A 25,678-nucleotide genomic window follows, 5' to 3' on the forward strand; every position below is an offset into this window, starting at 1 on the left:
CCCCTCTGGCCCCGGGGCCAGGGGGGCAGGGGTTTCTTGCCCATGGAGATCGCCCTGGAACGGGAACGCTACTATGGCCACCGCCTGGCTCTGCCTCAGGTGGTGGCGGCCTTGCTCTTTTCCCGTGAGAGGCCTCCGGCCGTTCTCTTGGCCCCGGAGGAGCGGTTGGGGCGCTACCGGGACCTTGGGGCCTTTGGGGGGCGCGTTTATGTGAACCCTGGCCTCGAGGCCTGGGAGGAGCGGGCTCTCTTCGTGTTTAGCTACGAGGAGGCCTTGGCTCCCTTTCCCCAGGACCCTTCTGCCTGGCGCCTGGTGCTGGAGGTGGGCCGGAGTTATCCCCGAGGGGAACTTTTGGACCGTTTCCTGCAGATGGGGTACGCCCGGGATGAGGATTACCGGGTGTTGGGTGAGGTTTTGGAGCTGGGCGAGGTTCGCTTGGAGTTCTTCGGGGATGAGCTGGAGCGCATCCGGGTAGCCGGGGAGGAAAGGAGGCGGCACATCCTTCTGCCCAAACCGGGAAAGGCGGAAGGGTTCCCCTCCAGGAAGCTCCTTCACTTTCCTGGTCCCGTCTACCTGGACACCCCGGCTCTGGCCCCAAAGGAGCTTTGGCCCCTTTTAGAGGGGCGTCAGGTGGTGGCCCTAGGGGGTGGGGTGGAGCTTCCCCTCTGGGACCTGGGGGTGAAGCCCCTGGTTCCCTACCGAGGGAGCCTTAAGGCCTTGGAAAGGGACTTGGCTCGCTGGCTCGAGGAGGGAAGGCGGGTTAGCCTCTTCGTGGCCCACGAGCGTACCCTGGACTACCTGAAAAGGCGCCTTGCCCTCTTCCAACCCCAGGTGCTCCAGCGCTTTCCCGGACCCAAGGGCCAGCTTTCCCTGTTCTGGGGAGCCTTTGAGGGGGGAGCGGAGTGGGGGGAGGAGGTTCTGCTTACCGAGGCCTTGGTCTTTGCCACCGGAGCGGTGCGGGCTAGGGTGCGGGTGGGGGAGGGTCTTGCCGACCCCGGGGCCCTTTCGCCTGGGGATTTCCTCATCCACCCTGAGCACGGCGTGGGCCAGTACCTGGGGCTGGAAACCCGGGAGGTTTTGGGGGTTAGGCGGGACTACCTGGTCCTCCGCTACAAGGGGGAGGGAAAGCTCTACCTGCCGGTGGAGCACCTACCCCTTCTCAAGCGCCATCCCGGCACCACGGATGACCCTCCGGAGCTCTCCTCCCTGGGTAAAGGGGAGTGGCAACGGCTCAAGGAAAAGGCCAGGAAGGATGTGGAGGAGCTGGCAGCCAGGCTTCTCGTCCTCCAGGCCAAGCGCAAAGCCACCCCGGGCCGCTCCTTCGCTCCCTTGCCCGACTGGGACCCCCTTATTGAGAAGGGCTTCCCCTACGAGCTCACCCCGGACCAAAGGCGGGCCCTGGAGGAGGTGATGCGGGACCTCGAGGCCCCCTACCCCATGGACCGCCTGGTCTCGGGAGACGTGGGTTTCGGCAAGACGGAGATCGCCCTCAGGGCCGCTCATCGGGTGGTGGGACATGGGGCCCAAGTGGCCTTTCTAGTCCCCACCACCCTTTTGGCCGAGCAACATGGAAAGACCTTCCGGGAGCGTTTTTCCGGGCTTCCGGTTCGCATTGGGATCCTTTCCCGCTTTACCCCGGAGAAGGAGGAGGAGGCCATCTTGAAGGGCCTCGAGGCGGGCACCGTGGATATCGTGATCGGCACCCACCGCCTCTTGCAAGGCGACGTGCGGTTTAAGGACCTGGGGCTTTTGGTGGTGGATGAGGAGCACCGCTTTGGCGTAGCCCAGAAGGAGTGGATACGGGAAAGGAAGGCGGAGGTGGACACCCTTTACCTTTCTGCCACCCCTATCCCCCGGACCCTTTACTCCGCCTTGGTGGGCCTGAAGGACCTCTCCAGCATCCAAACCCCGCCCCCGGGGCGGAAGCCCATCCGCACCTTCCTGGCCCCTTTTGACCCGGTGTTGGTACGGGAGGCCATCCTCCTGGAACTGGAAAGGGGGGGCAAGGTCTTTTACGTGCACGACCGGGTGGCCTCCATTGAGGCCAGGAGGCGCTACCTGGAAAATCTGGTGCCCGAGGCCCGCATCGGGGTGGTGCACGGCAAGATGCCGGAGGGACTAGTGGAGGAGACCATGCTCCTCTTTGCCGAGGGGGCCTACGATGTCCTATTGGCCACCACCATTATTGAGTCGGGCCTGGATGTGGCCGAGGCCAATACCATCCTCATTGAGCGGGCCGATCGCTTGGGCCTGGCCACCTTGTACCAGCTTCGGGGCCGGGTGGGGCGGCGGGAGCAGGAGGCCTACGCTTACCTCTTCCATCCCCCAAGGCTCACGGAGGCGGCGGAGAAGCGCCTTAACGCCATCGCAGACCTCTCCGATCTGGGAAGCGGCCATCTTTTGGCGGAAAAGGACATGGAGATAAGGGGGGTGGGGAATCTACTTGGCCCCGAGCAGCACGGGCACATCCGCGCCCTGTCCTTGGAGGTCTACACCGAGCTATTGGAGGAAGCCATCCGCAAACTGAAGGGGGAGGTCAAGGAGGAGAAGCGGCACGTGACCCTGGACCTGGGCCTTTCCGCACGGCTTCCCGCGGAGTATGTGCCGAGCCTCGAGGCCCGTAGCCGCTACTATAGCCGCTTGGCGGAGGCCAGGACCTTAGCGGAGGTTTCCCGCATCGCCAAAGAACTCAAGGAACGCTACGGCCCCCTTCCCGAGGAGGCGGAGAGCTTTTTGGCCTTAGCAAGGCTTCGCCTGGTGGCGGAGCGAAAAGGGGTGGTCTCCATCACCGAGGACCTCACCCACCTCCAGGTAACCTTCCCCCGTTGGCCCCTGGATTTTGACGCCCGGGCCTTACGCCAGCTTCCCTTCCGGGTGGAGCTTACCCAGTACCCCCCAGGCTTCCGCCTGGAGAAAAAGGGCCTGAAGCCCCGGGACTACCCCGAGGCTTTGCTAGAGGCCCTCTACTTGTTTGCCGACGCCTAGGGGTTCGGGATCAGGTTGAAAAGCTTAAGCCTTAGCATTAGCTCCGCCCGGGTCAGGGTGTACTGGACTCGTTCCCCACTTAGGCTTAGCCTGGCACCCACACGGAACTGGCCGCTTTGGATCAGGTTGAAGGCTGGGGTGTTGGGGTTGACATCTAGCGTTAGGGTTACTGTTTTCTCTTCCCCAGGGGCTAGGGAAACGGTTTGTTGGACTGCGGAGAAGTCGCCTCCTTGTCCGTCGTAAAGGTCGGTATCGTCCTTAGGGCCAAGGCGCACCTCGAGGCTCAGATTGCTATCTAGAGTCCCGGTGTTTTTCACGATGAGGGATATTTCCAGCCGACCGTCCACTAGGGCTTCAGCCGCAGGTACTTCCAAAAGCTGGCCTGCAGGGTCATCGGGAAAGCGGATTTGGGCTGTGGCTAGGTCTAGCTCTCCCTGGCGTTGGCTCTGGGGGATGAAGCTTAGGATGTCCACTTCAAAGCGATGGATGGTGTGTCCGCTACAGGCGGCCAGGGCCAAGGACACCAACAAAAGGGATACACGTTTCACGGCTTGACCTCCTTAGAAACGCACCGCCATGGCGATGCCGTACACGGTTCCACCCACCAAGGGGGCCTCGTGGGTGGTAAGGGCCAGGTCCAGGCTAAGGGCTTCCAGGTTGAAGCCGGCGCCTAGGCCAAAGCGTAGGCCGCCCTCTAGCCCTACCCCAGCGCGGATTGCCACCGTGTCCAGGCTGTATTCCGCGCCCAGGTGGAAGGCAGGGGTGGTGGCCCCGAAGCGGGCGTCCGCAGCCAGGAGCAGTTGGCCTACTTCCAAGGGCAGGCGGTAAGCCCCGTTGAGGGTGAAAATGGGGGCGGAGAAGTCACTCCTCTTAGTGGCGTTAGGCGTGCGGCTCTTTTCCACTCCATCCTCTAGGGTTACCTCCACACCTTCCCATTGGCTGAAGCCCACCAGGTTCTGGACCCCTAGGCCTAAGGCCCAGTCGCCTCCATCCACCGCTACCCCCACGTCCCCGCGGAGGCCAAAGCCCAAGCCTCCACCTCCTTGGCCTAAACTACCCTCTAGGTAAGGGGGATAGCTGAGGAAATAGCGGGCTTCGTAGCTGACGCCGCTTACGTTGCCATCCTGATCAAAAGTGGGTCGGGCTTTCGCGGAGGCTTCCGCGTACCCTAGGCCGTAGAAGCCCTCCCCCCGCACGCCCGCATAGACCCGCCCCAGGCCAGGGATATCCGGAAGCGGGGTGGAGAACCCCAGGGCCAAACTTATTCCGGAGATGAAGGAGCCTTGGGCCTCGAGGGCACAGGGGGAAGGGGTACTGGCCTTGCAGCGGTCTAAGGAGCCTTCTTTAAAAGCCGCTTCTAAATCCGCGTTGGGAGCAATCCGTAGGCCTTGGGAGCCAAAAAAGGGGCCTATAGATAAGTGCATGCCGGGTCCAAGATCAAGGGTCAGGGGCAGGAAGGGTTGGGGAATGGAGGCGCTGGGTTTGTCGGGGGCCGCACCCATCTGGAAGCGGGGTACCAGGCTCTTGCCTTGGCCGTCGGTGATGGATATCCCATTGGCGCTCACCCGGAAGACCACCTCGTCGGGGCTCCGGGCGGGGTTTATGAGGAAGCTCCCCAAGTGGCTGGCCTGATCGTAGGCGCTGAGAAGGTCAAACTGGTTGCGGAAGGCGTTGGGGTCCGTGAAGTAGGAGAAGGGGCTCGTGTCCGGAAACAGGGGTAGAAGGCGGAGAAGGCCTATGGGAAGCTGGAAGCCCTCCTGGTCCCACTTGCCGGGAAAGGCGGCATAGGCGGGGTTGGCCCCTTGTCCACTGGGTCCTGGAAGGAGGACCCCACCCATACCCAAGCTCCGCACCCCCTGGGCCAGGCTTAGGCCCAGGAGGCTGGCCATAAGGAAGGCGGTGGTTCTTTTCATAGCTTGTGCATGTTATCCCATATTTGGCCTGGGTCAAGGGAGCTTTGACAAAAGGGAGGCCTTGGGCTTAAACTTTGACTGAGTATAAGGAGGTGGCCATGATCAAGAAGGTAGGCGTGGTGGGCGCGGGGACCATGGGGAGCGGGATCGCTGCCTTAGTGGTGAGCGCCGGCATCCCGGTGGTCCTTTTGGATATTCCGGGCCAAGAGGACCGGAACGAGGTGGCAAAAAGGGGGCTGGAACGAGCCTTAAAGGCCAAGCCGGCCGCCTTTATGGACGCGGACTTGGCCCGCTATGTGGAGATCGGCAACACCGAGGACGACTTGGGGAAGCTTTCCGACTGCGACTGGGTGGTGGAGGCCATCATTGAGAAGCCCGAGCCTAAGCGGGCCCTGTATGAGCGCTTGGAGAGCATCCTTAAACCCACCGCCATCATCAGCTCCAACACCAGCGGCATCCCCATGCGGGTACTTCTTGAAGGCCGGTCCGAGGGTTTTCGCCGTCGCTTCTTGGGCACCCACTTCTTTAACCCGCCCCGCTATCTACACCTCTTGGAGCTGATCCCCACCCCTGAGACCGATCCCAGGGTGCTTGGGGAAATCCGCCGCTTTGGCGAGCGCATCCTGGGGAAGGGGACGGTGCTGGCCAAGGATTCGCCGGGCTTTATCGCCAACCGATTAGGGGTTTACGGCATGGTGCAGGCGGTGCGCCTCATGGAGAAGCACGGCCTTACCATTGACGAGGTGGATGCCCTGACAGGGCCACTTCTGGGCCGCCCCAACTCCGCCACCTTCCGCACGGCTGACCTTACGGGTTTGGATGTACTGAAGCTGGTCACCGAGGAACTCGCCCAGGCCACAGGGGAGGACTTTGCTCTGCCGGAGTGGGTCTTGCGCCTGGTGGAGGAAGGGCGGCTTGGGGAAAAGACGGGGGCCGGGTTCTACAAGAGGGTGAACGGGGAGATCCACACCCTGGACTACCGCACCCTGGAGTACGCACCCCGGGCCCAGGTGGAACTGTCCGAGCTTAGGGCCTTGCGGGACCTGCCCTTGGCGGAGAGGCTTCCCAAGGTTCTGGAGCTTCCCGGCAAATACGGGGCTTTCATGAGGGAGCTTTTCGCGCGTACGGCCCACTATACCCTGGAGAAGGCTCCCGAGATCGCCTACGACCTGGTCTCCGTGGACCAGGCCCTGGAGTGGGGGTTTGGCTGGGAGGAGGGGCCCTTTAAGAACATGGATGCCCTGGGCCTCGAGGGGCTAAGGCACCTTTTTGCTGAACACGGCCTTCCCGAGCCGGAGCTTCTTGGGAAGGCCCAGGGGAGCTTTTACCGGGACGGCACCTACCTGGGCTTTGACGGGGTCTACCACCCGCTGCCCAAGCGGGAGGGGGTTATTTCCCTAAAAGCCCTCAGGTCCGAGGGCAAGACCCTGCTGGAAAGCAAGGAAGCCGCCCTTTTGGACCTGGGGGACGGGGTCGCCCTTCTGGAGTTCCGCACCAAGATGAACGCCATCGGGGAGGGCGTGATCCGCATGCTCCAGAAGAGCCTGGAGTACGTGGAGGAGAAGGGCTACGTGGGTCTGGTGATAGGCAACGAAGACCCTAGGGCCTTCTCCGCCGGGGCCAACCTGGCCCTAATCCTCTCCTTGGCCCAGGAAGGGGACTGGGACCAGCTCTCCCTGGCGGTGCGGCAGTTCCAGAAGGCCTCCATGTCCTTGCGCTATAGCCCCTTCCCCGTGGTGGTGGCGCCCTTTGGCCTCACCTTGGGCGGCGGGGCGGAGTTCACCTTGCATGCCGATAGCGTGCAGGCCCATGCCGAGCTGTACATGGGCTTGGTGGAGGCTGGGGTGGGGCTCCTGCCGGCGGGGGGCGGCACCAAGGAGATGCTCCTCCGCTTCACCCAGGAGCTTGCGCCCTACGAGGAGGCCGATCCCTTTGAGGGGGTGAAGCGGGCCTTCAACCTCATCGCCTTGGCCAAGACCTCCACCAGTGCCCTCGAGGCCCGCAAAATGGGCTTCCTGAGGGACGGGGACCGGATCAGCATGAACCGGGACTTCCTCATCGCCGATGCCAAGAGGCGGGTTTTGGAGCTGGCTGCTGACTACCGCCCGCCCCTTCCTCCCAGGATCCGGGTTTTGGGGAGCGAGGCCTTGGGCAACCTGCGCTATGCGGTCTGGGCCTTCCGGGAGGCAGGTGAGATCTCCGACCATGACCTGAAGATCGGCTTGGAGATCGCTAAGGTGCTTTCGGGTGGGGAGGGTCCGGCGCGGGAGGTTTCCGAATGGGACCTTCTGGACCTGGAGCGGGAGGCCTTCTTGAACCTCCTCGGGACCCGCAAGACCCAGGAGCGGATCGCCTACACCCTTAAGACGGGTAAACCCCTGAGGAACTGAAGAGGTGAAACCATGCGGGAAGCGGTGATTGTAAGCGCAGTGCGGAGCCCCGTGGCCCGGGGCAAGAAGGACGGGGCCTTGGCCACCTTACACCCCGTGGACCTTTCCGCCCAGGTGATGCGGGCCGCTTTGGAGCGGGTGGGCCTGGATCCCAAGGAGCTGGAGGACGTCCTCTGGGGCTGCGCCATGCCGGAAGCGGCCCAGGGGCTGAATATCGCCCGGCTAGCCCTCTTAAGGGCGGGGTTCCCCGTGGAGGTGGCGGGGGCCACCATCAACCGCTTTTGTTCCAGTGGCCTCCAGACCATCGCCATGGCTGCCCAGGCGGTGATGACCGGGATGGCCGAGGTGGTCTTGGCTGGCGGCGTGGAGATGATGAGCCAGGTGCCCATGTCGGGCTACCACACCCGCCTGCACCCCGACCTTACCCCCACGGAGTGGACCCCGGAGGGCTACTCCACCTATATCGGCATGGGCTTTACCGCTGAGAGGGTGGCGGAGCGCTTTGGCATCAGCCGGGAGGACCAGGACCGCTGGGCCCTGAGGAGCCACCAAAGGGCGGCCCAGGCCTGGGCGGAGGGGCGGTTTACCGAGGTGGTGCCCATCCGCGTACCCCGGGTGCGCTACCAAGGAACCAAGAAGGTGGTGGAGGAAACCCTCTTTGAGCGGGACGAGACCGTGCGGCCCGAGACCTCCCTGGAGGCCTTGGCCAAGTTGCGGCCTGCCTTCAAAAAGGGTGGCACCGTGACCGCGGGCAATGCCAGCCCTTATTCCGACGGGGCCGCGGCGGTGGTGGTCATGAGCCGGGAGAAGGCGGAGGCCTTGGGCCTCAAGCCCCTGGCCCGTTTCTTGAGCTTTGCCGTGGCCGGGGTGGAGCCCGACATCATGGGGATAGGCCCCATCAAGGCGGTGCCCAAGGCCCTGAAGCGGGCGGGCCTTTCCCTGGACCAGATTCACCTCATTGAGTTCAACGAGGCCTTCGCCGCCCAGGTGCTGGCGGTGATGCGCACCCTGGAAATGCCAGAGGAGAGGACCAACGTCAACGGGGGAGCCATCGCCCTCGGCCACCCCTTGGGGGCCACCGGGGCCAAGCTCACCGCCCAGCTGGTCGCGGAACTGGGCAGGCGGGGTGGAGGGTACGGACTGGTGACCATGTGCATAGGAGGCGGCATGGGTGCCGCGGGGGTTTTTGAGGTCTATCCAGCTTAGGAGGGAACCATGACGGAGGAGAAAAAGCTTTGGCAAAAGGGTGGGGGCTGGCTTTTGGAAGCCCCAGAGCAGGTCTACACCCCGGAGGATTTTGATGCGAGCGTTAAGGAGATCGCCCGTACCACGCGCACCTTTGTGGAAAAGGAGGTGCTCCCCCTTCTGGAGCGCATGGAGCATGGGGAGCTTGAGCTAAACGTGCCCCTGATGTGGAAGGCGGGGGAGCTCGGGCTTCTAGGGATTGATGTTCCTGAAGAGTATGGGGGGCTGGACCTGCCCAAGGTGGTGTCCACGGTGGTGGCGGAGGAGCTTTCCGGAAGCGGCGGTTTTTCCGTCACCTACGGTGCCCACACCTCCATCGGCACCCTGCCCTTGGTCTATTTCGGCACCGAGGAGCAGAAGCGTAGGTACCTCCCCAAGCTGGCCAGCGGGGAGTGGATCGCCGCTTACTGCCTTACGGAGCCGGGCTCGGGCTCCGATGCCCTGGCGGCCAAGACCCGGGCTACCCTTTCCGAAGACGGCAGGTACTACATCCTGAATGGGGTTAAGCAGTGGATCTCTAACGCCGGCTTTGCCCAGCTCTTTACCGTCTTTGCGAAGGTGGACGGGGAGCATTTTACCGCCTTCCTGGTGGAGAGGGACACCCCGGGGCTTTCCTTTGGCCCCGAGGAGAAGAAGATGGGCATCAAGGCCTCCAGCACCCGCCAGGTGATCCTCGAGGACGCCAAGGTTCCGGTGGAAAACGTTTTGGGGGAGGTGGGCAAAGGGCATAAGATTGCCTTTAACGTCCTGAACGTGGGCCGCTACAAGCTGGGGGCAGGGGCGGTGGGCGGGGCCAAGAGGGCCCTGGAGCTTTCCGCCAAATACGCTAAGGAACGGCACCAGTTTGGCCGGCCCATCGGGAGCTTTGGCCTGATCCAGGCGAAGCTCGGGGAGATGGCCAGCCGCATCTACGCCGCGGAAAGCGCTGTCTACCGCACCGTGGGGCTCATCGATGAGGCCCTCCGGGATAAGAAGGGGCCGGAGGCGGTGATGGCGGGTATTGAAGAGTATGCGGTGGAGGCCAGCATCATCAAGGTGTTGGGGTCCGAGGTGCTGGACTACGTGGTGGACGAGGGGGTGCAGATCCACGGCGGCTACGGGTACTCCCAGGAGTACCCCATTGAGCGGGCCTACCGTGACGCCCGCATCAACCGCATCTTTGAGGGTACCAACGAGATCAACCGCCTCCTCATTCCCGGGATGCTCCTGAGAAGGGCCCTAAAGGGGCAGCTTCCCCTCTTTCAGGCGGCCATGAGGCTGCAGAAGGAGCTTCTGGAGCCCAGCTTTGAGGAGCCTGAGGACGTGGAGCTCCACCAAATAATGAGCCTCAAGAAGCTGGCCCTCATGGTGGCGGGTTTGGCGGCCCAGAAGTACGGAGAGAAGCTGGAGGAGGAGCAAGAGGTCTTGGGGACGGTAGCCGACGTCCTCATTGATGCCTATGCGGCAGAAAGCGCCCTCCTAAGGGCCCGTCGGCTTGGGGGCATCGCTGTGACCATGGCCCAGCTCTACCTCCTCCAGGCCCTGGACCGGGCCCAAGCGGGGGCGCTTTCCGTCCTGCCCCGGCTGGTGGAGGGGGACGAGGCCCGCGTGGTCTACTCCGCGGCCCGTAGGCTTACCAAGCACGAGCCCGTGGACCTGGTGGCCCTGAGGCGGGAGGTGGCGGGGAGGGTCCTCGAGGCGGAAGGTTACCCCATCCCCCGTTAGGCGCAAAGGGCCTTTCCCTGCCGGGGCTAGACCCCGGCAGGGGGCCTTATTGGGCTTGGGTGGACCAACCAAGTTAGCGGAGGACTTTGATGCCCCTTTGCCGGAGGCGCTCCTGCTAGCCCTTGAAAGGCGAGGCTTCTACTGGATACCCATGCGTTTCTCCACTGGGTCCTTGGAGACCCTAGGCTTTCACCGCTGGCCGAAGCCTTCGTCAAAGACAGGTGGAACTCCTTTGGTGAGCTATTCCAGGGCCAGCCGCCACTTGGGGCCCTCCTTGGTGTCCTCCACCACCACCCCGAGGGCTTTGAGCCTTTCCCGGATCAGGTCGCTTTTGGCGTAATCCTTGGCCCGCCGGGCCTCCTCCCTCAGCTCTAGAAGCAGGGCGATGAGGCCTTCCAATAGGGGACCTGATACCTTCTCCTCCAGAACCCTTTCGGGGAAGAGGCCCAAGATGCCTTCTCCCAGGGTATGGAAGACCTGGGCGGTGCGCCTTAAGGTGTCCCCTTTGGCCTCCGGGAGGAGCCTATGCAGCTCAGGGAGGAAGGTGAAAAAGGCGGCCAGGGCCTCCGGGGTGCTGAGGTCGTCCTCTATGGCGGCTAGGAAGTCTTTCTCCAGGGCATCCAAGGCCCTTTCCAGCTCCGGGGTGGAGCCGGGGGCCGCCGTGGGGACCCTGGACCGCACCTCGCGGTAGGCGTTGAGGAGGCGGGCATAGCCCCGTTTGGCCGCCTCGAGGCCCTCAAAGGTGAAGTCCATGGGGCTTCGGTAGTGGGTCTGCAAGAGATAGAAGCGTAGGGCCATGGGCTCGTGGGCCTTTAGGAGGTCATGGAGGAGGACCAGGTTCCCCGTGCTCTTGGCCATCTTTTCCCCTTCCAGGAGCACGTGGTTGTGGTGCATCCAGTGGCGGGCAAAGCGGTACCCCGCCGCCTCCGCCTGGGCGATCTCGCACTCGTGGTGGGGAAACTGGAGGTCTATGCCGCCCGCGTGGATGTCAAACCCCTCCCCCAGGTACTTGAGGCTCATGGCGGTGCACTCAATGTGCCAGCCGGGATATCCCTCCCCCCAGGGGCTTCTCCAGCGCATGAGATGGCCCGGTTCCGCAGCTTTCCAAAGGGCAAAGTCTAAGGGATCCTCCTTCTCCTCCCGAACCTCCACCCGGGCCCCGGCCCTAAGCTCCTCTAGGCGCTTCCCAGAGAGTTTCCCGTATTCGGGAAAGGCCCGGACCCGGAAGTAGACGCTACCTTGGCGCTCGTAGGCGAAGCCCAAGTGTAAGAGCCTTTCCGTGAGCTCAATCTGCTCGGGTATGTGGCCACTGGCCCGGGGGGCGATGGAGGGCCTGAGCACATTGAGGGCGGCCATGGCGTCAAAGTAGCTCCAGGTGTACTTCTCCGCCACCTCCATGGGCTCAAGCCGCTCCAGCTTGGCCCGGCGCACAATCTTGTCCTCTCCTTGGTCGGCGTCGTCGGTGAGGTGGCCCACGTCGGTGATGTTGGAGACGAAGCGCACCTTATACCCCTGGTGAAGGAGGTAGCGGCGGAGCACATCGTAGACGATGGGCCCCCGGGCGTGGCCCAGGTGGGGGTCGGAGTACACGGTGGGGCCGCACACGTAGATGCCCACGTGGCCTGGGGTGGCGGGGGTAAAGTCCACCTTGGCCCGTTGCAGGGTGTCGTAGATGCGAAGGCCCATGTGGGCCATTATAGGCCCGTGGCATAATGGCGGGGTATGGGAAGGATTCTGAGGGGGCTGGCGGGGGAGGGGCAGCTTAGGGTGGTGGCCGCGGACACCGGGGACGTGGTGGAGGAAGCCCGGCGCCGCCATGGCCTTTCCCCTACCGCCACCGCCGCCTTAGGGCGGGCCCTCACGGGGGCCTTGCTCTTGGCCCAGCTTCTCCTCAAAACCCCTAAGGAAAGGCTTACCTTACGCATAGAGGGCACGGGGCCCCTGGGGGGCCTTTTGGCGGAGGCGGACGCCTTTGGGCATGTGCGGGGCTACGTCAAGAACCCCCAGGCGGAGGTGCCCTTGCGGGAAGACGGCAAGCTGAACGTGGGGGAGGTGGTGGGGGCCGGGGTCTTGCGGGTGGACCGAAGCCTGCCGAGTGGGGAGGTCTACACCAGCACGGTGCCCTTGGTTTCTGGGGAGATCGCCGAGGACCTGGCCCACTACCTCTGGCAGTCGGAGCAGATTCCCTCGGCCATCCTCCTGGGGGTGCGGGTTAAGGGGGAAGGGGAAGTGGAGGTGGCGGGAGGGGTGGCCATCCAGGTGATGCCCGATACGCCGGAAGAGGTGCTTTCCCGCCTCGAGGCCAACCTCTCTGCCCTTTCCGGCATCACGCCCCTTCTGCGGCTGGGCTTGGAAAAGGCCTTGGACGAAATCCTTGCCGGTTTGGGTTTCTCCCGGACGGATCTTAGGGCCCTGGGCTATCCGCTAAACGAGATTCCCGCCCGCTTCCGGTGCCGGTGCAACCGGGAGAAGGCCTTAGAGGCCTTGGTGTTTTTCACCCCTGAGGAAAGGGAGGAGATGATCGTCAAGGATGGCGGAGCAGAGGTGGTCTGCCATTGGTGCGGGGAGGTTTATCGTTTTTCCCCGGAGGAGATCCGCTCCCTGGTGGCCGAGGTGCGCTGCCCCGACTGCGGCACCCTTTGGCTTTACCCCAAGGCGGACGGTACCTTTTTCCGGATTGAGGGGGATACCTGCCGGTGTGGCCGCCGGGTGGAGATCCCCTCGGGAAGGGCCCAGGCTTGATAAGCTTAAGGCATGTTCAAGACCATTCTCTTAGCCTATGACGGCTCGGACCATGCCCGGCGGGCGGCGGAGGTGGCTAAGGCGGAGGCCCAGGCCCACGGGGCCAGGCTGGTGGTGGTGCACGTGTATGAACCCGTGCCCGACTACCTGGGCGAGCCTTTTTTCCAGGAGGCTTTGAAAAAGCGGCTGGAACGGGCGGAAAAGGTGTTGGCCGAAGCCTTGGAGCTAACCGGAGTCCCCAGGGAGGATGCCCTTCTCCTCGAGGGTCGGCCCGCGGAGGCCATCCTCGAGGCAGCCATGGGGGAGAAGGCGGATCTCATCGTCATGGGTACCCGGGGTCTGGGTGCCATAGGGAGCCTTTTTTTGGGTAGCCAAAGCCAGAAGGTGGTGGCGGAGGCCCCTTGCCCCGTGCTCCTGGTGCGTTAGCCCGGGGTGTCCAAGGAGGTCTCAGGACGCCAGCGGAGAAGCCTGGTCTCCAGCCGGTTAAAAAGGGAGAAGAGCAGGAGAACGAAGGCCACGATGAGCGCGATCAGGGCTAGGCTCAGCTTGGCGTTATAGGTGCTTTGGGCAAAGGAGAGCAGGTAGCCCAAGCCCCGGCTTGCCGCCACGAACTCCCCCACCACCGCTCCGGTAAAGGCGAAACCCACGGCCACTTTTAGGGAGGAGAGGACCCAGGCGGCGACGGAGGGGAGGTAGACCTCCCTTAAGAGCCAGTAGCGGCCTCCTGGCTCTCCGCAGGCGTAGACCAGCTCCACCTCGAGGCCCTCCTCTTGGAAGTACCCCCTTCTGGCAGCCACCTCATAAGGGATGATGCAGAGGAGCTGGGAGCAAAAGGCCAGCTTAATCCGCTTCCTGCCCCTCTGTCCCATACCGGAGCCCAGGAGGGCCAAGCTGGAAAGGCCCTTGACCACCTTTCGGCGATCCACGCAGCAGCTCATGCCCTTCATGCTGAAGCCTGAGTTTCATCATGTCAAGGGTATAAGGCACGCGATGAGCGCTGGGATGTCCACGAAGGGCAGAGGCCAGCTTTTAGGCCGTTTGCGTGCTGGCCTAGTTGGTTGGGCTTTGAGCTTCCTTATACTGGGGGGACGAAGGGGGCTTACGGCCCTTCTTTTCCGCATAGGGGGTCTTGGGTGCCCGGTGTTTTGCTCCTGGCCTTTCTTTCCGGGGTGGTGTTGGTGCGCCTGGGGTTGCCGGCGTTTCTGGGTTACCTCGGCATCGGGTTGGGTTTGAGGCTCCTGGGCTTTCCTGGGGATCCCCTTTTGGAGTTCTTCAAGGACCTAGGCGTTTACCTCTTGCTTTTCACCGTGGGTCTAGGTCTGCGCCTAGAACGCCTAGCGCGCAGGGAGGTTTGGGCTACGGGGATGTTTCAACTCCTTTTGCTTCCGGTCTTCGTGGGAGCCCTTTACCTTTTAGGGCTGGTACGAAATCCTCTGGCCCTTTTGGTATTGGCTGTGGCCTTCATCAATCCCAGCACCGTGCTCCTGGCCCGGGTGCTTCAGGGCAAGGGGGAGCTTTCTGCGTTGCACGGGCAGCTGGCCCTCGGGATTTCGGTTTTCTTGGACGTGGTATCCCTAGCCTTGCTGATACTGGTGGGATTCCAGGGGGTTGGGCCCTTAGGCTTTTTGGTCCTGGCCTTCCCCTTGTTGCGTCCCCTGTTGGCCCGCCTCTTTCATCTGGCCTCCAATGCCGAGCTGAAACTTCTTTTAGGGGTGGGGTTGGCCCTTTTGGGGGTGGAGTTGGCCCGCTTCCTCCAGGCCCCGGAGGCTTTGGGGGCGCTTTTTATGGGCCTGGGGTTATCCCGTTATCCAGGGGTAGGGGAGGTGGCGGAAAGGCTTTGGGCCTTGAGGGAAACCTTTTTGGTGGCCTTTTTTATTTGGGCGGGGATGGCCGTGGGACCTGATGGGGTCCTTGCAGGGTTGGTCCTTCTCCTTCTCCTAGGTTTGAAGCCGGTTTTTCTTTTCCTTCCCCTGGTCCGCCAGGGCTTTAGGGCCCGCACGGCTTTTCTGGTGGGGGCGGGCTTGGGCACCTATTCGGAGTTTGGCCTGGTGGTGGCGGGGGTTCTTTATGGTTTGGGACAGCTCACGCCCCAAGGGGTGGGGGCGGTAGCCTTGGCGGTGGGGGGCTCTTTCCTTCTAGGAGCTCTAGTGATCCAGAAGGCCCATGTCCTTCATGAAAGGTGGAAACTTTCGCTTGAAAGGTGGGAACGGCCCGGGTTGCACCCCGACGAGGAACCGCAAGGGGCCTTGGGGGTGAGGTGGTTGGTGGTGGGCATGGGGCGGACGGGGGCAGCGGCGTATCGCTTTCTCGCGGGGAGGGGCGAAAGGGTTTTGGGTTTGGATAGCGACCCGGCCAAGGTGGAGTACCACAGTTCCAAGGGCCGGCGGGTCCTCTATGGGGATGCCGAGGATCCGGCCTTGTGGGAGGGGTTGGACCTGAACGGGGTTAAGGGGGTGGTCCTGGCCCTTCCCGACCTCGAGGCCCGCTTAAGGGCTGCTCGGGCTTTGCGGGCCAAAGGTTTTAGGGGCGTGGTGGGGGCGGTGAGCTATAGCCCGGGAGAGGACGCTCCTCTAAAAGAGGCTGGAGTGGACGTGGTGTTCCACCCCCTCTTGGAAGCGGGAGAGCGCCTCGCCGAGCGGGTTTGGGAAAAAAGCGAAGCCTAGTTGGGGGCATGCCTTCTCCCTGAAGGCGGGGTACACTAAAGGGCATGGAGTACGAAACCTTGGCGGTGCTCCATGGCCTTCCGGAAGATCCGTATGGGGCGGTAGGGCTACCCATCTATGCCGTGGCCGCCTACGGGTTTAAGACCCTGGAGGAAGGGGCCAGGCGCTTTGCCACAGGGGAGGGCTACGTCTACGCCCGGCAGAAGGACCCCACGGCCAAGGCCTTGGAGGATAGGCTTAAAGCCCTTGAGGGAGCCATGGAGGCGGTGGTTTTTGCCTCGGGGCAGGCGGCCACGTTCGCTGCCCTAATGGCGCTTCTCCGTCCAGGGGATGAGGTAGTGGCGGCCAAGGGGCTTTTCGGCCAGACCATTGGCCTTTTCCAGCAGGTTTTGGCCCCTTGGGGGATACGGGTGCGCTATGTGGAGCCCGAGCCCCACCGGGTTCGCGAGGCCCTTACCGAGGGTACCCGGGCCATCTTCGTGGAAACCATGGCCAATCCTGCCCTGATCGTGCCGGACCTCGAGGGCCTGGCCTCCGTGGCCGAGGAGAAGGGGATCGCCTTGGTGGTGGACAACACCTTCGGTGCCGCAGGGGCGCTGGCCAAGCCCCTAAGGTGGGGAGCCCACGTGGTGGTACAAAGCCTCACCAAGTGGGCGAGCGGCCACGGCTCGGTGCTGGGGGGGGCGGTTTTGGTGCGGGAGACGGGGATCTGGCAGCACTACCCCCAGTTTCTAGAGCCCGATGCCCGGGGCCAGGTGCCCTGGGAGGCCTTGGGGCCTAGGTGCTACCCGGAAAGGGTGCGCACCCTGGGGCTTTCCCTTATGGGTATGGCCCTATCCCCCTTCAACGCCTACCTTCTCTTCCAGGGCCTGGAGACCGTGTCCCTCAGGGTAAAGCGGATGAGCGAAACGGCCCTGCATCTGGCGGAGGCTCTTAGGGGCCATCCCAAGATCCAAGCCCTTCGTTACCCTGGCTTGCCCCAGGACCCAGCCTACCCCATGGCCCGGAAGTACCTGGCCTCGGGGGGGCCCATACTCACCCTGGACCTGGGAAGTGAGGAGGCGGCAGGCCGCTTTTTAGGGGCCATTCCCTTGCCCAAGGCCGCCAACCTGGGGGATGCTCGCACCCTTCTCGTTCACCCGTGGACCACCACCCATAGCCGCCTGTCCGAGGAGGGCCGGCTACAGGCGGGGGTTACGCCTGGCCTGGTAAGGGTTTCCGTGGGGTTGGAGGACGCGGAGGACCTGGTGGGCTGGTTTAGGGGGGCCTTGTCCTTTGTTTAGGGGAGAGGGAAAGCACAAGCAACTTTTATCGTGAAGAAACGCACATAAAGTGAGCTGGAGAAGAGGGGCCAGAGCCCCTCCCATCCAGGTCAACCCGCCCTAGACCACCCAAAGTCCTTTGCGCATCAGGGGTATCCGGGTTCCCTCTTCCAAAATCCCATCCACGTCCATCTCTTCCGAGCCAATCATCCAGTCAATGTGCACCAGGCTCTGGTTTCCCCCACGCCTTAGGAACTCTTCTCCCAAGGGGTGGCCCTCGAGGTTCTCGGCATAGGCTTGGCCAAAGGCAATGTGGCTGGCGGCGTTTTCGTCAAAGAGGGTGTCAAAGAAAACCAGGCCCGTTCTGGCAATGGGGTTGTCGGCGGCCACCAGGGCCACCTCTCCCAGGCGCCGGGCGCCTTCGTCGGTGGAGAGGGCCTTAAGGAGAACCTCCTGCCCCTTTTCCGCCCCCACTTCCACGGCATACCCCCCCTCAAAGCGGGCCCAGATGCCCTCCACCAGCTGGCCCCCCAAGGCCAAGGGGCGGCTGGCCCGCACAATCCCTTCCACCCGTTCCCGATGGGGAGCGGTGAAGACCTCCTCCGTGGGTAGGTTGGGATTGCAAAGAAGCCCCTTCTGGGTGGGGGTGGCCCCTCCTTGCCAGAGGTGCCCTTCCGCCAGGCCCACCACCAAGTCGGTTCCTGGGCCTCGGAAGTGGATAGCGGAGAAACGCCTTTCGTTCAGGTAAGCCACCTTCTGGTGCAAGGAGCGGTTATGGGCTTCCCAGGCGGCCACGGGGTCTAGGGTATCCGCGCGGGTGGCCTGGAAGATGGCCTGCCAGAGTTGGGCCACCGCCTCCTCCTCGGGTAGCTGGGGAAAGACCGCCTTGGCCCAGCCAGGGTGAGCGAAGGGGACGATGGTCCAGTTGGTGACGAACTCGCTTATGGCCTCGAGGGCCGGCTTGTAGGCCCGGCTTTGCGCCTGCTGGGCCCGGCCTATGCGGTCTGGGGGAAGGCCCTCGAGGGCCTTGGGGTCGTTGCCGGAAACCGCCAGCCGGGCAGCCCCCTCGCGGAAGGCCTTGGCCATGCCCTCATAGAGCCAGGCCGGGGCCTTGTCCAAGCCTTCCTCTGGCGCCAGAGAAAGGCGCTTGCGGGAAAGCACGTTGTCCCCGTAGATGACCGTGAAGAGGCTTGCTCCGTGCTGGTAAGCTTTTTCTGCCAAGAGGCGGACAAAATCCACGGCCTCAATGGGGGCGGTGGCGATAACTTCCTGCCCCGGCTGAAGGTTCAGCCCTACTCGGACGGCCAGATGGGCCAACTTTTCTAGGTTTTCCTGAAAAGCACTCACGCCCTCAAGTCTTTCCTCCCGAAGGGGTTCCGTCAAGGCCGGGGGCAGCTTTTGAGCCTGCCAAGAAGGAGGGCAAGCCCGGAAAGCAGCAAAAATAGGGGCCGGTAAGCTTCCAAAAGAAGGGCGGCCAGGAGGAAGAGAGCCACCAAGGCATACCGGATGGACATGCTCCTAGGGTACACCGGGAGGGGTGGGACATTCCTCACCCCAAGGGGCGTTATGGTGGGGGAGAGGTGGAGCCTATGCGTCCCATTACCGTGGACGGGAACGAGGCGGTGGCCCGGGTAGCCTACCGTTTGAGCGAGGTGATCGCCATTTACCCCATCACCCCGGCAAGCCCCATGGCGGAGCTTTGCGACGAGTGGGCAGCCAAGGGGGAACCCAACCTGTTCGGGCTGGTACCCCGGGTGGTGGAGATGCAGTCCGAGGGCGGGGCGGCAGGGGCCCTTCACGGGGCCCTGCAGGAAGGGGTTTTGGCCACCACCTTCACCGCCAGCCAGGGCTTGCTCCTCATGATTCCCGACATGTACAAGATCGCCGGCCAGGCCCTTCCAGGCGTCATTCACGTGGCCGCCCGGGCCCTGGCCACCCATGCCCTTTCCATCTTTGGGGACCACCAGGACGTGTATGCGGTGAGGGCCACGGGGTGGCCCATTTTGATTTCGGAATCCGTCCAGGCGGCCCAGGACCTGGCGGCCATGGCCCACTTGATCGCCCTTAGGGCGAGCCTTCCCATGCTTCACGCCATGGACGGTTTCCGCACCTCCCACGAAGTGCAGAAGATCCTGCCCCTTTCCGACCGGGAGCTGAAGGCCCTTTTCCCCTTTGGGGCCCTCGAGGCCTACCGCCAACGGGCCCTCACCCCGGAAAATCCCGTGATCCGGGGCACGGCGCAAAACCCCGACCACTACTTCCAAAACCGGGAAGCCATCAACCGCTACTACCTGCGCCTGCCCCAGGTGGTGGCCGAAACCATGGAGCATTTTGCCCAGGTTACCGGGCGCCGCTATGCCCCTTATGAGTACGTGGGCCACCCGGAGGCCGAGCGGGTGGTGGTGGTCATGGGCTCGGCCTCCCTGGCGGTGGAGGAGGCGGTGGAGCACCTGCTGAAGCAAGGGGAAAGGGTGGGGATGGTGCGGGTGCGCCTTTACCGGCCCTTCCATGCGGAGGCCTTCTTGGCCGCCCTCCCCAAGACGGTGCGCAAGGTGGCGGTTTTGGACCGGGGAAAGGAGCCCGGGGCCGTGGGGGAGCCCCTCTTCCAGGAGGTGGCGGCAGCCCTGGCCCTAAGGGGTGGGGAGGTACCCCTTGTGGTGGGGGGCAGGTACGGGCTTTCCTCCAAGGAGTTCACCCCGGCCATGGCTTTGGGGGTGTACGAGGAACTCAAGGGGGAGCGGCCCCGCCACGGCTTCACCGTGGGCATCGTCGACGATCTCACAGGCACGAGTCTTTCCTACCCCGAGCTGGACTTTGAGGACCCTGCCTCCGTGCGGGCCGTCTTCTACGCCTTGGGGGCGGACGGTACGGTGAGCGCCAACAAGAATACCATCAAGATCATCGGGGAAGAAACCCCCCTTTACGCCCAGGGCTACTTCGTCTACGACTCCAAGAAGTCGGGTTCCCGCACGGTAAGCCACCTGCGCTTTGGCCCCAATCCCTTGAACAAGCCTTACCTTATTCAGAAGGCCAACTTTGTGGGCATACACCAGTGGGGTTTCCTGGAGCGCCTGCCCATGCTGGAGTTGGCTGAGGAGGGGGCCACGGTGCTCATCAACAGCCCCTATCCCAAGGAGGAGGTCTGGGACCGCTTGCCAAGGCCTGTTCAGGAGGAGATCCTCAGGAAAAAGCTCCGGGTCTATGTGGTCAACGCTTACGAGTTGGCCCGAAAAGTGGGCCTTCCCGGAAGGATTAACGTGATCATGCAGGCGGCCTTCTTTAAGCTTTCCGGCATCCTGCCTTTGGAGGAGGCCGAGGCCCGCATCAAAAAGGGCATTGAGAAAAGTTACGGTAAGCGGGGCAAGTCAGTTTTGGAAAAAAACTTCCAGGCGGTGGAGCTGGGCCTTCGGGCGGTGGAGCCCCTTCCCATTCCGGAGACGGTTTCCTCGGAAAAGGGGCTGCTTCCCGCCATGGTGGGGAACCCCCCCGCCTTTGTTCGGGATGTCCTGGGGCCTATCGCCTTGGGCCTAGGTGACGCCTTGCCCGTTTCCGCCTTTCCCCCCGATGGCACCTACCCCACGGGCACTGCCCGGTATGAGAAGCGGGGTATCGCGGAGTTCATCCCCACGTGGGACCCAGGGGTTTGCATCCAATGCGGCAAGTGCGTCATGGTCTGTCCCCACGCGGTGATCCGGGCCAAGGTGGTGCCCGAAGAGGCCTTGGCCCAGGCACCCGAGGGGTTCCCCCACAGGAAGGCCATGTGGAAGGAGCTTTCTGGGGAGTTCACCCTAGCCATCAGCCCTGACGACTGCACGGGGTGCTCCCTTTGCGTGGAGGTCTGCCCCGCCAAGGATAAGCAAAACCCAAGCCGCAAGGCCTTGAACCTGGCTCCCCGCTTGGAGGTGCGGGAGGCCATGAACCGGCACTGGGACTTCTTCCTTTCCTTGCCGGAAACACCCAGGGCCGGCCTGAAACTCCACACCGTGAAGGATGTGCAGCTTCTGGAGCCCTTGTTTGAGTTCCCTGGGGCTTGCGCGGGGTGCGGGGAAACCCCCTACCTTAGGCTTCTTTCCCAGCTTTTTGGCGACCGCCTCCTTATCGCCAACGCCACCGGATGCAGTTCCATTTACGGGGGGAACCTTCCCACCACCCCCTGGAGCAAAAACCGGGAAGGCCGGGGCCCGGCCTGGGCCAACTCCCTCTTTGAGGACAATGCGGAGTTTGGGCTTGGCATGCGCCTGGCCTTGGATAAGAAGGCGGAGTACGCCAGAGGGCTTCTGAGGAGCTTCCAGCACCTGCTGGGCCAGGGGTTGACGGATAGGCTCCTTCAGGAAGTGGGGCCGGAGGGGGTGGAGGAGAGGCGGCGGGATGTGGCCCTGCTGAGGGAAAGGCTTACGGGCCTGGACGATCCTAAGGCTAAGGACCTTCTGGCGGTTGCCGACGCCCTTATCCCCCATTCCGTCTGGATCGTGGGGGGGGATGGCTGGGCTTACGACATCGGCTACGGGGGCTTGGACCATGTCCTCTCCAGCGGGGCCAACGTGAAGGTTCTGGTCTTGGATACCGAGGTGTACTCCAACACGGGCGGGCAGGCCTCCAAGGCCACGGGCCTAGGGGCTGTGGCCAAGTTCGCCGCTGCCGGCAAGCCCACCCCCAAGAAGGACCTGGCCTTCATGGCCATGAGCTACGGTCACGTGTACGTGGCCCAGATCGCCATGGGGGCTAACGATGCCCACACGGTGAAGGCCTTCCTCGAGGCCGAGGCCCATAAGGGACCGGCCCTTCTCATCGCCTACAGCCACTGCATCGCCCACGGCATTGACATGGCCAAGGGTATGGAACACCAAAGGCTGGCCGAGCGCACCGGGTACTGGCCGCTTTTCCGATACATTCCCGGACAGGGATTGGTCCTGGATTCCAAGCCTCCCACCCTACCCTTGCGGGAATACCTCTATGCGGAAAACCGTTACCGGCTCCTCCTGCAAACCCACCCCGAGGGAGCGGAAGCCTTTTTAAGGCTAGCGGAAGAAGCGGTGCGGGAAAGGTGGGAGAGGCTTACCCGCATGGCGGGTAAGGAGATTGTGCCAAGCTAGAGGGAGGAGGAGGGTATGGACCTCAGCACCACCTATATGGGGCTAAAGCTGGAGCACCCCTTGGTGGCTTCCGCCTCGCCCCTCACGGAAAAGCTGGATGGGTTTTTGCGCCTGGAGGATGGGGGGGCGGCGGCCATCGTGATGCACTCCCTCTTTGAGGAGCAGGTGACCCTCGAGGAGGAGCTGCTGGACCACTACCTGCACTATGGCCACGAGAGCTACGCCGAGGCCCTTTCCTACTTTCCTCGAGCCCACGAGTACCGCCTGACCCCAGAGCGCTATCTGGATCTCCTCTCCCGGGCCAAGGAACGGGTTTCCGTCCCCATCATCGCCAGCCTGAACGGGATAAGCCGTGGGGGTTGGGTGGAATACGCCAGCCTCTTAGAGGAAGCCGGGGCCAACGCCCTAGAGCTCAACCTTTACTACATCCCCACCGACCCCGCCTTATCCGGGGCCGAGGTGGAGGCCATGTACCTGGATACCATCCGGGCGGTGGTGGAAAGCGTGGGGCTACCGGTGGCGGTCAAGGTGGGGCACGCCTTCAGCGCCTTCGCCCACTTTGCCAAGCGGGTGGAGGGCACGGGGGCTAAGGCCTTGGTCCTCTTTAACCGTTTTTACCAACCCGATTTTGACTTGGAAACCCTCTCCGTGGTGCCCACCTTGAGCCTTTCCCGCCCTTACGAAGCCCTCTTGCGTATCCATTGGATCGCCCTCCTCTATGGCCGGGTTGGGTTGGACCTGGCCTTGTCAGGGGGGGTTCACTCTGGCCGGGAAGCCATCAAGGGCCTTTTGGCCGGCGCCCAGGTGGTGATGATCACCTCGGCCATCCTGGAAAAGGGCCCCCATCACTTCCGCACCGTGCTGGAGGAGCTGAAGGCCTTCATGGAGGAGAAGGAGTACGCGAGCGTGGCGGAGATGCGGGGGGTGATGAGCTACCAGAAGGTGGCGGAGCCAGCAGCCTTTGAGCGGGCCAACTACCTTAAGGTTCTGGGCTCGTATCGCCTTCTTCCCTAAGGGCGTACAGGCCCTTGCCCAGGGCCACCACCGGGCTCCTATGCCAGCGGGCCAGGGCGGAGAGCTGGATCTTGGCGATCTTTTCCGGTTCCCGAACGTGGGCCCAAAGCCCCGAATCCTTAAGGCGGCGGCCTATCTCCGTGTAGTGGAGGGGCTTCCCTTCCTCCTTCAGCATCTTTAGCACCGCCTTGCGAAACCGGGCGGGTGGTGCCATGGGCAGTCCCAGTATACCCGTATAGTGGGGGCATGAAGAACCAGGAGCTCGCCCGCCTGTTTGAGGAAATCGGGCTCATGAGCGAGTTTTTGGGGGATAACCCATTCCGGGTCCGGGCCTACTACCAAGCTGCCCGCACCCTTTACGACCTGGATACCCCCATTGAAGAGGTGGCCAAGGGGGGCAAGGAGGCCCTTCTGGCGCTGCCGGGAATCGGCCCCGACCTGGCGGAGAAGATCCTGGAGTTTCTAGCCACGGGAAGGATTAAAAAGCACCAGGAGCTTTCCGCCAAGGTACCAAGGGGGGTCTTGGCGGTGATGGAAGTCCCCGGGGTGGGGCCCAAGACCGCCCGGCAGCTCTATGACCAGCTGGGCATTGATTCCCTGGAAAAACTAAGGGAAGCCCTGGATCGGGGAGATCTGCTTCGCCTTAAGGGCTTCGGCCCCAAAAAGGCGGAAAGGATCCGGGAGGGGCTGGCCTTGGTGCAGGTGGCGGGTAAACGCAGGCCCTTGGGGGCGGTGCTTTCCTTGGCGCGGAACCTTCTTGCCGCCATCCGAGCCCTGCCCGGTGTGGAGAGGGCGGAACTTTGCGGGTCCGCTCGGCGGTACAAGGACACCGTGGGGGACCTGGACTACCTGGTGGCCACCGAGAGGAGCGAGGAGGTGGTAAAGGCCTTTGTGAAGCTTCCGCAGGTGAAGGAGGTCTACGCTCAGGGCAAGGAGCGGGCCACCGTGTTCCTTAAAAATGGCCTCCAGGTGGACCTCCGGGTGGTGCCGCCCGAGAGTTGGGGCTCCGGGCTGCAGTATCTCACCGGAAGCAAGGAGCACTCCATCAAGCTCCGTTCCTTGGCCCAGGAGAGGGGTCTGAAGCTTTCCGAGTACGGGGTCTTCCGCGGGGAGAAGCGCCTGGCAGGGGAGACGGAGGAGGGGGTCTATGAGGCTTTGGGGCTTCCCTTTGTTCCCCCTCCCCTGAGGGAGGACCGGGGGGAGATAGAGGCGGCGCTTGGGGGGAAGCTTCCGAGGCTATTGGAGCTTTCCCAGATCCAGGGGGATCTGCAGGTGCACTCCACCTACTCCGATGGGCAAAACAGCCTGGAGGAGCTTTGGCAGGCGGCCAGGGGCTTGGGCTACCAGTACCTGGGGGTGACGGACCACTCCCCGGCGGTGCGGGTGGCGGGGGGGCCCTCCCCGGAGGAGGCCTTAAGGCGGATAGAAACCATCCGCCGCTTCAACGAGACCCATGGGCCCCCCTACCTCCTGGCGGGGGCCGAGGTGGACATAAGGCCCGATGGCACCTTGGACTACCCCGATTGGGTGTTAAGGGAACTGGACCTGGTGCTCATCTCCATCCACTCGGGTTTTAAGCTCTCCAAGGCAGAGCAGACCAAGCGCATCCTAAAGGCCCTGGAGAACTCTTTTGTCCATGTCCTGGCCCACCCCACCGCCAGGCTCATCGGCCGGCGGGCCCCTATAGAGGCTGATTGGGAGGCCATTTTGCGCAAGGCCAAGGAGAAGGGGGTGGCGGTGGAGATCGACGGTTACTATGACCGCATGGACCTCCCCGACGACCTGGCGCGCTTGGCCTATGGCATGGGCCTTTGGATTAGCCTCTCCACGGATGCCCACCAGGTGGAGCACCTGCGCTTCATGGAGCTTGCGGTGGGCACGGCCCAAAGGGCTTGGATTGGACCCGAGCGGGTTTTGAATGTCCTCCCTTACGCGGAGTTAACCGCCTGGCTCAAAGCCCGGCGAGGTCTTTAGCCTGTAGGAGTATGTCCAGAAACATCTCCCGGGTGAGCCGGCCCGTTTGCGTGTTCTGCCGAGAGACGTGGTAGCTGGCGAGGAGGTGCCGGCCATCGGGCAAGGGGTAGTGGGCCCCGTGGAAAAAGGGATGGGCGCTCCTTTTCCGCCCGAAGTGGTCCAGGAGGGCCTCGAGGGCGATCCGGCCCAGGGCCAGGTAGACCCGGGCCTCCCGGAGGAGACCGAGCTCCATCCGGGTCCAGGCGCTACAGGTCTGGAGCTCCTCCCGGGTGGGCTTGTTGTCCGGCGGGGCGCAGCGCACGGCGGCGGTAAGGTAGACGCCAAAAAGCCTTAGCTCGTCCCCGGGTTCGCTTTGGGGTTGGTTGGAGAGGCCCGCCTGGTAAAGAAGGGGATAGAGGAAGGCGCCCGAGGCATCCCCGGTGAAGGGGCGGCCCGTGCGGTTGGAACCATGGGCTCCCGGGGCCAGGCCGAAAAGAACCAGGCGCGCCTTTGGGTCCCCGAAGCCGGGGACGGGCTTGGCCCAGTAGGTCCAATCCCGATAGGCCCGGCGTTTCTCCCGCCCCACCGCCTCCCGATGGGCCACCAACCTAGGGCAACGGCTGCAGGAGGCAAGTTCCTTTTGGAAGGTGTCCCACGTGGCTTCCATCGGCCTATAAGCCTAACCCCCGCCGGGGGGCGGGGGCTAGGTCCAAA

The 25,678-nt window shown here is 63.5% G+C and carries 19 protein-coding genes; 11 read left to right on the top strand and 8 right to left on the bottom strand.

The features are described from left to right. Positions 1–42: 42 nt before the first annotated feature. A complete protein-coding gene (gene mfd / locus L0D18_RS01500; RefSeq protein WP_243027039.1) occupies positions 43–2,985 on the top strand; it encodes a transcription-repair coupling factor in 2,943 nt (980 codons plus the stop codon). On the opposite strand, the gene L0D18_RS01505 is transcribed toward mfd, so the two are convergent. Next, a complete protein-coding gene (locus L0D18_RS01505; protein ID WP_243026898.1) occupies positions 2,982–3,533 on the bottom strand; it encodes a COG1470 family protein in 552 nt (183 codons plus the stop codon). The two genes, mfd and L0D18_RS01505, sit on opposite strands and share 4 nt — an antisense overlap. A gap of 12 nt (positions 3,534–3,545) precedes the next feature. Further along, positions 3,546–4,898: a hypothetical protein gene (locus L0D18_RS01510; RefSeq protein WP_243026899.1), complete on the bottom strand. Its 1,353-nt coding sequence runs from the start codon at positions 4,896–4,898 to the stop codon at positions 3,546–3,548. A 98-nt stretch (positions 4,899–4,996) separates the two neighbouring features. Between L0D18_RS01510 and L0D18_RS01515 the strand changes: the two genes are divergently transcribed. The 3 genes from L0D18_RS01515 to L0D18_RS01525 are packed head-to-tail and all read left to right on the top strand — an operon-like array spanning position 4,997 to position 10,237. Continuing rightward, the gene (locus tag L0D18_RS01515) at positions 4,997–7,288 is read left to right on the top strand and encodes a 3-hydroxyacyl-CoA dehydrogenase/enoyl-CoA hydratase family protein (protein WP_243026900.1); all 2,292 of its coding nucleotides are present in this window, start codon (positions 4,997–4,999) and stop codon (positions 7,286–7,288) included. Between the two features lie 12 nt (positions 7,289–7,300). Further along, positions 7,301–8,494 (top strand): thiolase family protein, encoded by a 1,194-nt coding sequence (locus tag L0D18_RS01520; RefSeq protein WP_243026901.1) that lies wholly within the window; start codon positions 7,301–7,303, stop codon positions 8,492–8,494. Positions 8,495–8,503: 9 nt separating this feature from the next. Next, the gene (locus L0D18_RS01525) at positions 8,504–10,237 is read left to right on the top strand and encodes an acyl-CoA dehydrogenase family protein (protein WP_243026902.1); all 1,734 of its coding nucleotides are present in this window, start codon (positions 8,504–8,506) and stop codon (positions 10,235–10,237) included. 240 nt (positions 10,238–10,477) lie between these two features. Here L0D18_RS01525 and cysS read toward each other — a convergent pair whose 3' ends face one another. Continuing rightward, positions 10,478–11,923: a cysteine--tRNA ligase gene (gene cysS, locus L0D18_RS01530; RefSeq protein ID WP_243026903.1), complete on the bottom strand. Its 1,446-nt coding sequence runs from the start codon at positions 11,921–11,923 to the stop codon at positions 10,478–10,480. A gap of 36 nt (positions 11,924–11,959) precedes the next feature. On the opposite strand from cysS, the gene hslO reads away from it, so the two are divergent. Beyond that, a complete protein-coding gene (hslO, locus tag L0D18_RS01535; protein ID WP_243026904.1) occupies positions 11,960–12,979 on the top strand; it encodes an Hsp33 family molecular chaperone HslO in 1,020 nt (339 codons plus the stop codon). Between the two features lie 12 nt (positions 12,980–12,991). Beyond that, on the top strand, positions 12,992–13,405 hold the full coding sequence (locus L0D18_RS01540; RefSeq protein ID WP_243026905.1) for a universal stress protein: 414 nt from the start codon (positions 12,992–12,994) through the stop codon (positions 13,403–13,405). Here the strand turns inward: L0D18_RS01540 and L0D18_RS01545 are convergent. Next, the gene (locus tag L0D18_RS01545; RefSeq protein WP_243026907.1) at positions 13,402–13,917 is read right to left on the bottom strand and encodes an ABC transporter permease; all 516 of its coding nucleotides are present in this window, start codon (positions 13,915–13,917) and stop codon (positions 13,402–13,404) included. The genes L0D18_RS01540 and L0D18_RS01545 overlap by 4 nt on opposite strands. Before the next feature lie 195 nt (positions 13,918–14,112). On the opposite strand from L0D18_RS01545, the gene L0D18_RS01550 reads away from it, so the two are divergent. Both L0D18_RS01550 and L0D18_RS01555 read left to right on the top strand, forming a co-directional pair. Then, positions 14,113–15,642 carry a cation:proton antiporter domain-containing protein gene (locus tag L0D18_RS01550; protein WP_243026909.1) on the top strand — a complete coding sequence of 510 codons (1,530 nt, stop codon included), beginning with the start codon at positions 14,113–14,115 and terminating at the stop codon, positions 15,640–15,642. A 44-nt stretch (positions 15,643–15,686) separates the two neighbouring features. Continuing rightward, complete coding sequence (locus L0D18_RS01555) at positions 15,687–16,925, top strand: aminotransferase class I/II-fold pyridoxal phosphate-dependent enzyme (RefSeq protein ID WP_243026911.1); 1,239 nt, start codon at positions 15,687–15,689, stop codon at positions 16,923–16,925. Positions 16,926–17,024: 99 nt separating this feature from the next. On the opposite strand, the gene L0D18_RS01560 is transcribed toward L0D18_RS01555, so the two are convergent. Together L0D18_RS01560 and L0D18_RS11850 are read right to left on the bottom strand one after the other, a co-directional pair. Next, positions 17,025–18,251, bottom strand: a complete 1,227-nt coding sequence (locus L0D18_RS01560; RefSeq protein ID WP_243026913.1) for an aminopeptidase — start codon at positions 18,249–18,251, stop codon at positions 17,025–17,027. A 32-nt stretch (positions 18,252–18,283) separates the two neighbouring features. After that, positions 18,284–18,418 (bottom strand): hypothetical protein, encoded by a 135-nt coding sequence (locus tag L0D18_RS11850; RefSeq protein ID WP_279232073.1) that lies wholly within the window; start codon positions 18,416–18,418, stop codon positions 18,284–18,286. 75 nt (positions 18,419–18,493) lie between these two features. Between L0D18_RS11850 and nifJ the strand changes: the two genes are divergently transcribed. Beyond that, the gene (gene nifJ, locus L0D18_RS01565) at positions 18,494–21,997 is read left to right on the top strand and encodes a pyruvate:ferredoxin (flavodoxin) oxidoreductase (RefSeq protein ID WP_243026916.1); all 3,504 of its coding nucleotides are present in this window, start codon (positions 18,494–18,496) and stop codon (positions 21,995–21,997) included. 15 nt (positions 21,998–22,012) lie between these two features. Beyond that, positions 22,013–23,011, top strand: coding sequence for a dihydroorotate dehydrogenase-like protein (locus L0D18_RS01570; RefSeq protein ID WP_243026918.1), 999 nt, complete (start codon positions 22,013–22,015; stop codon positions 23,009–23,011). On the opposite strand, the gene L0D18_RS01575 is transcribed toward L0D18_RS01570, so the two are convergent. Further along, the gene (locus L0D18_RS01575; protein ID WP_243026920.1) at positions 22,977–23,225 is read right to left on the bottom strand and encodes an HTH domain-containing protein; all 249 of its coding nucleotides are present in this window, start codon (positions 23,223–23,225) and stop codon (positions 22,977–22,979) included. The two genes, L0D18_RS01570 and L0D18_RS01575, sit on opposite strands and share 35 nt — an antisense overlap. Before the next feature lie 32 nt (positions 23,226–23,257). On the opposite strand from L0D18_RS01575, the gene polX reads away from it, so the two are divergent. Further along, a complete protein-coding gene (polX, locus tag L0D18_RS01580; protein WP_243026922.1) occupies positions 23,258–24,985 on the top strand; it encodes a DNA polymerase/3'-5' exonuclease PolX in 1,728 nt (575 codons plus the stop codon). Here polX and L0D18_RS01585 read toward each other — a convergent pair. Further along, on the bottom strand, positions 24,963–25,631 hold the full coding sequence (locus tag L0D18_RS01585) for a uracil-DNA glycosylase (protein WP_243026924.1): 669 nt from the start codon (positions 25,629–25,631) through the stop codon (positions 24,963–24,965). The genes polX and L0D18_RS01585 overlap by 23 nt on opposite strands. Positions 25,632–25,678 lie beyond the last annotated feature (47 nt).

It is taken from the genome of Thermus albus (genome assembly GCF_022760855.1).
Taxonomy (GTDB): Bacteria; Deinococcota; Deinococci; order Deinococcales; family Thermaceae; genus Thermus; species Thermus albus.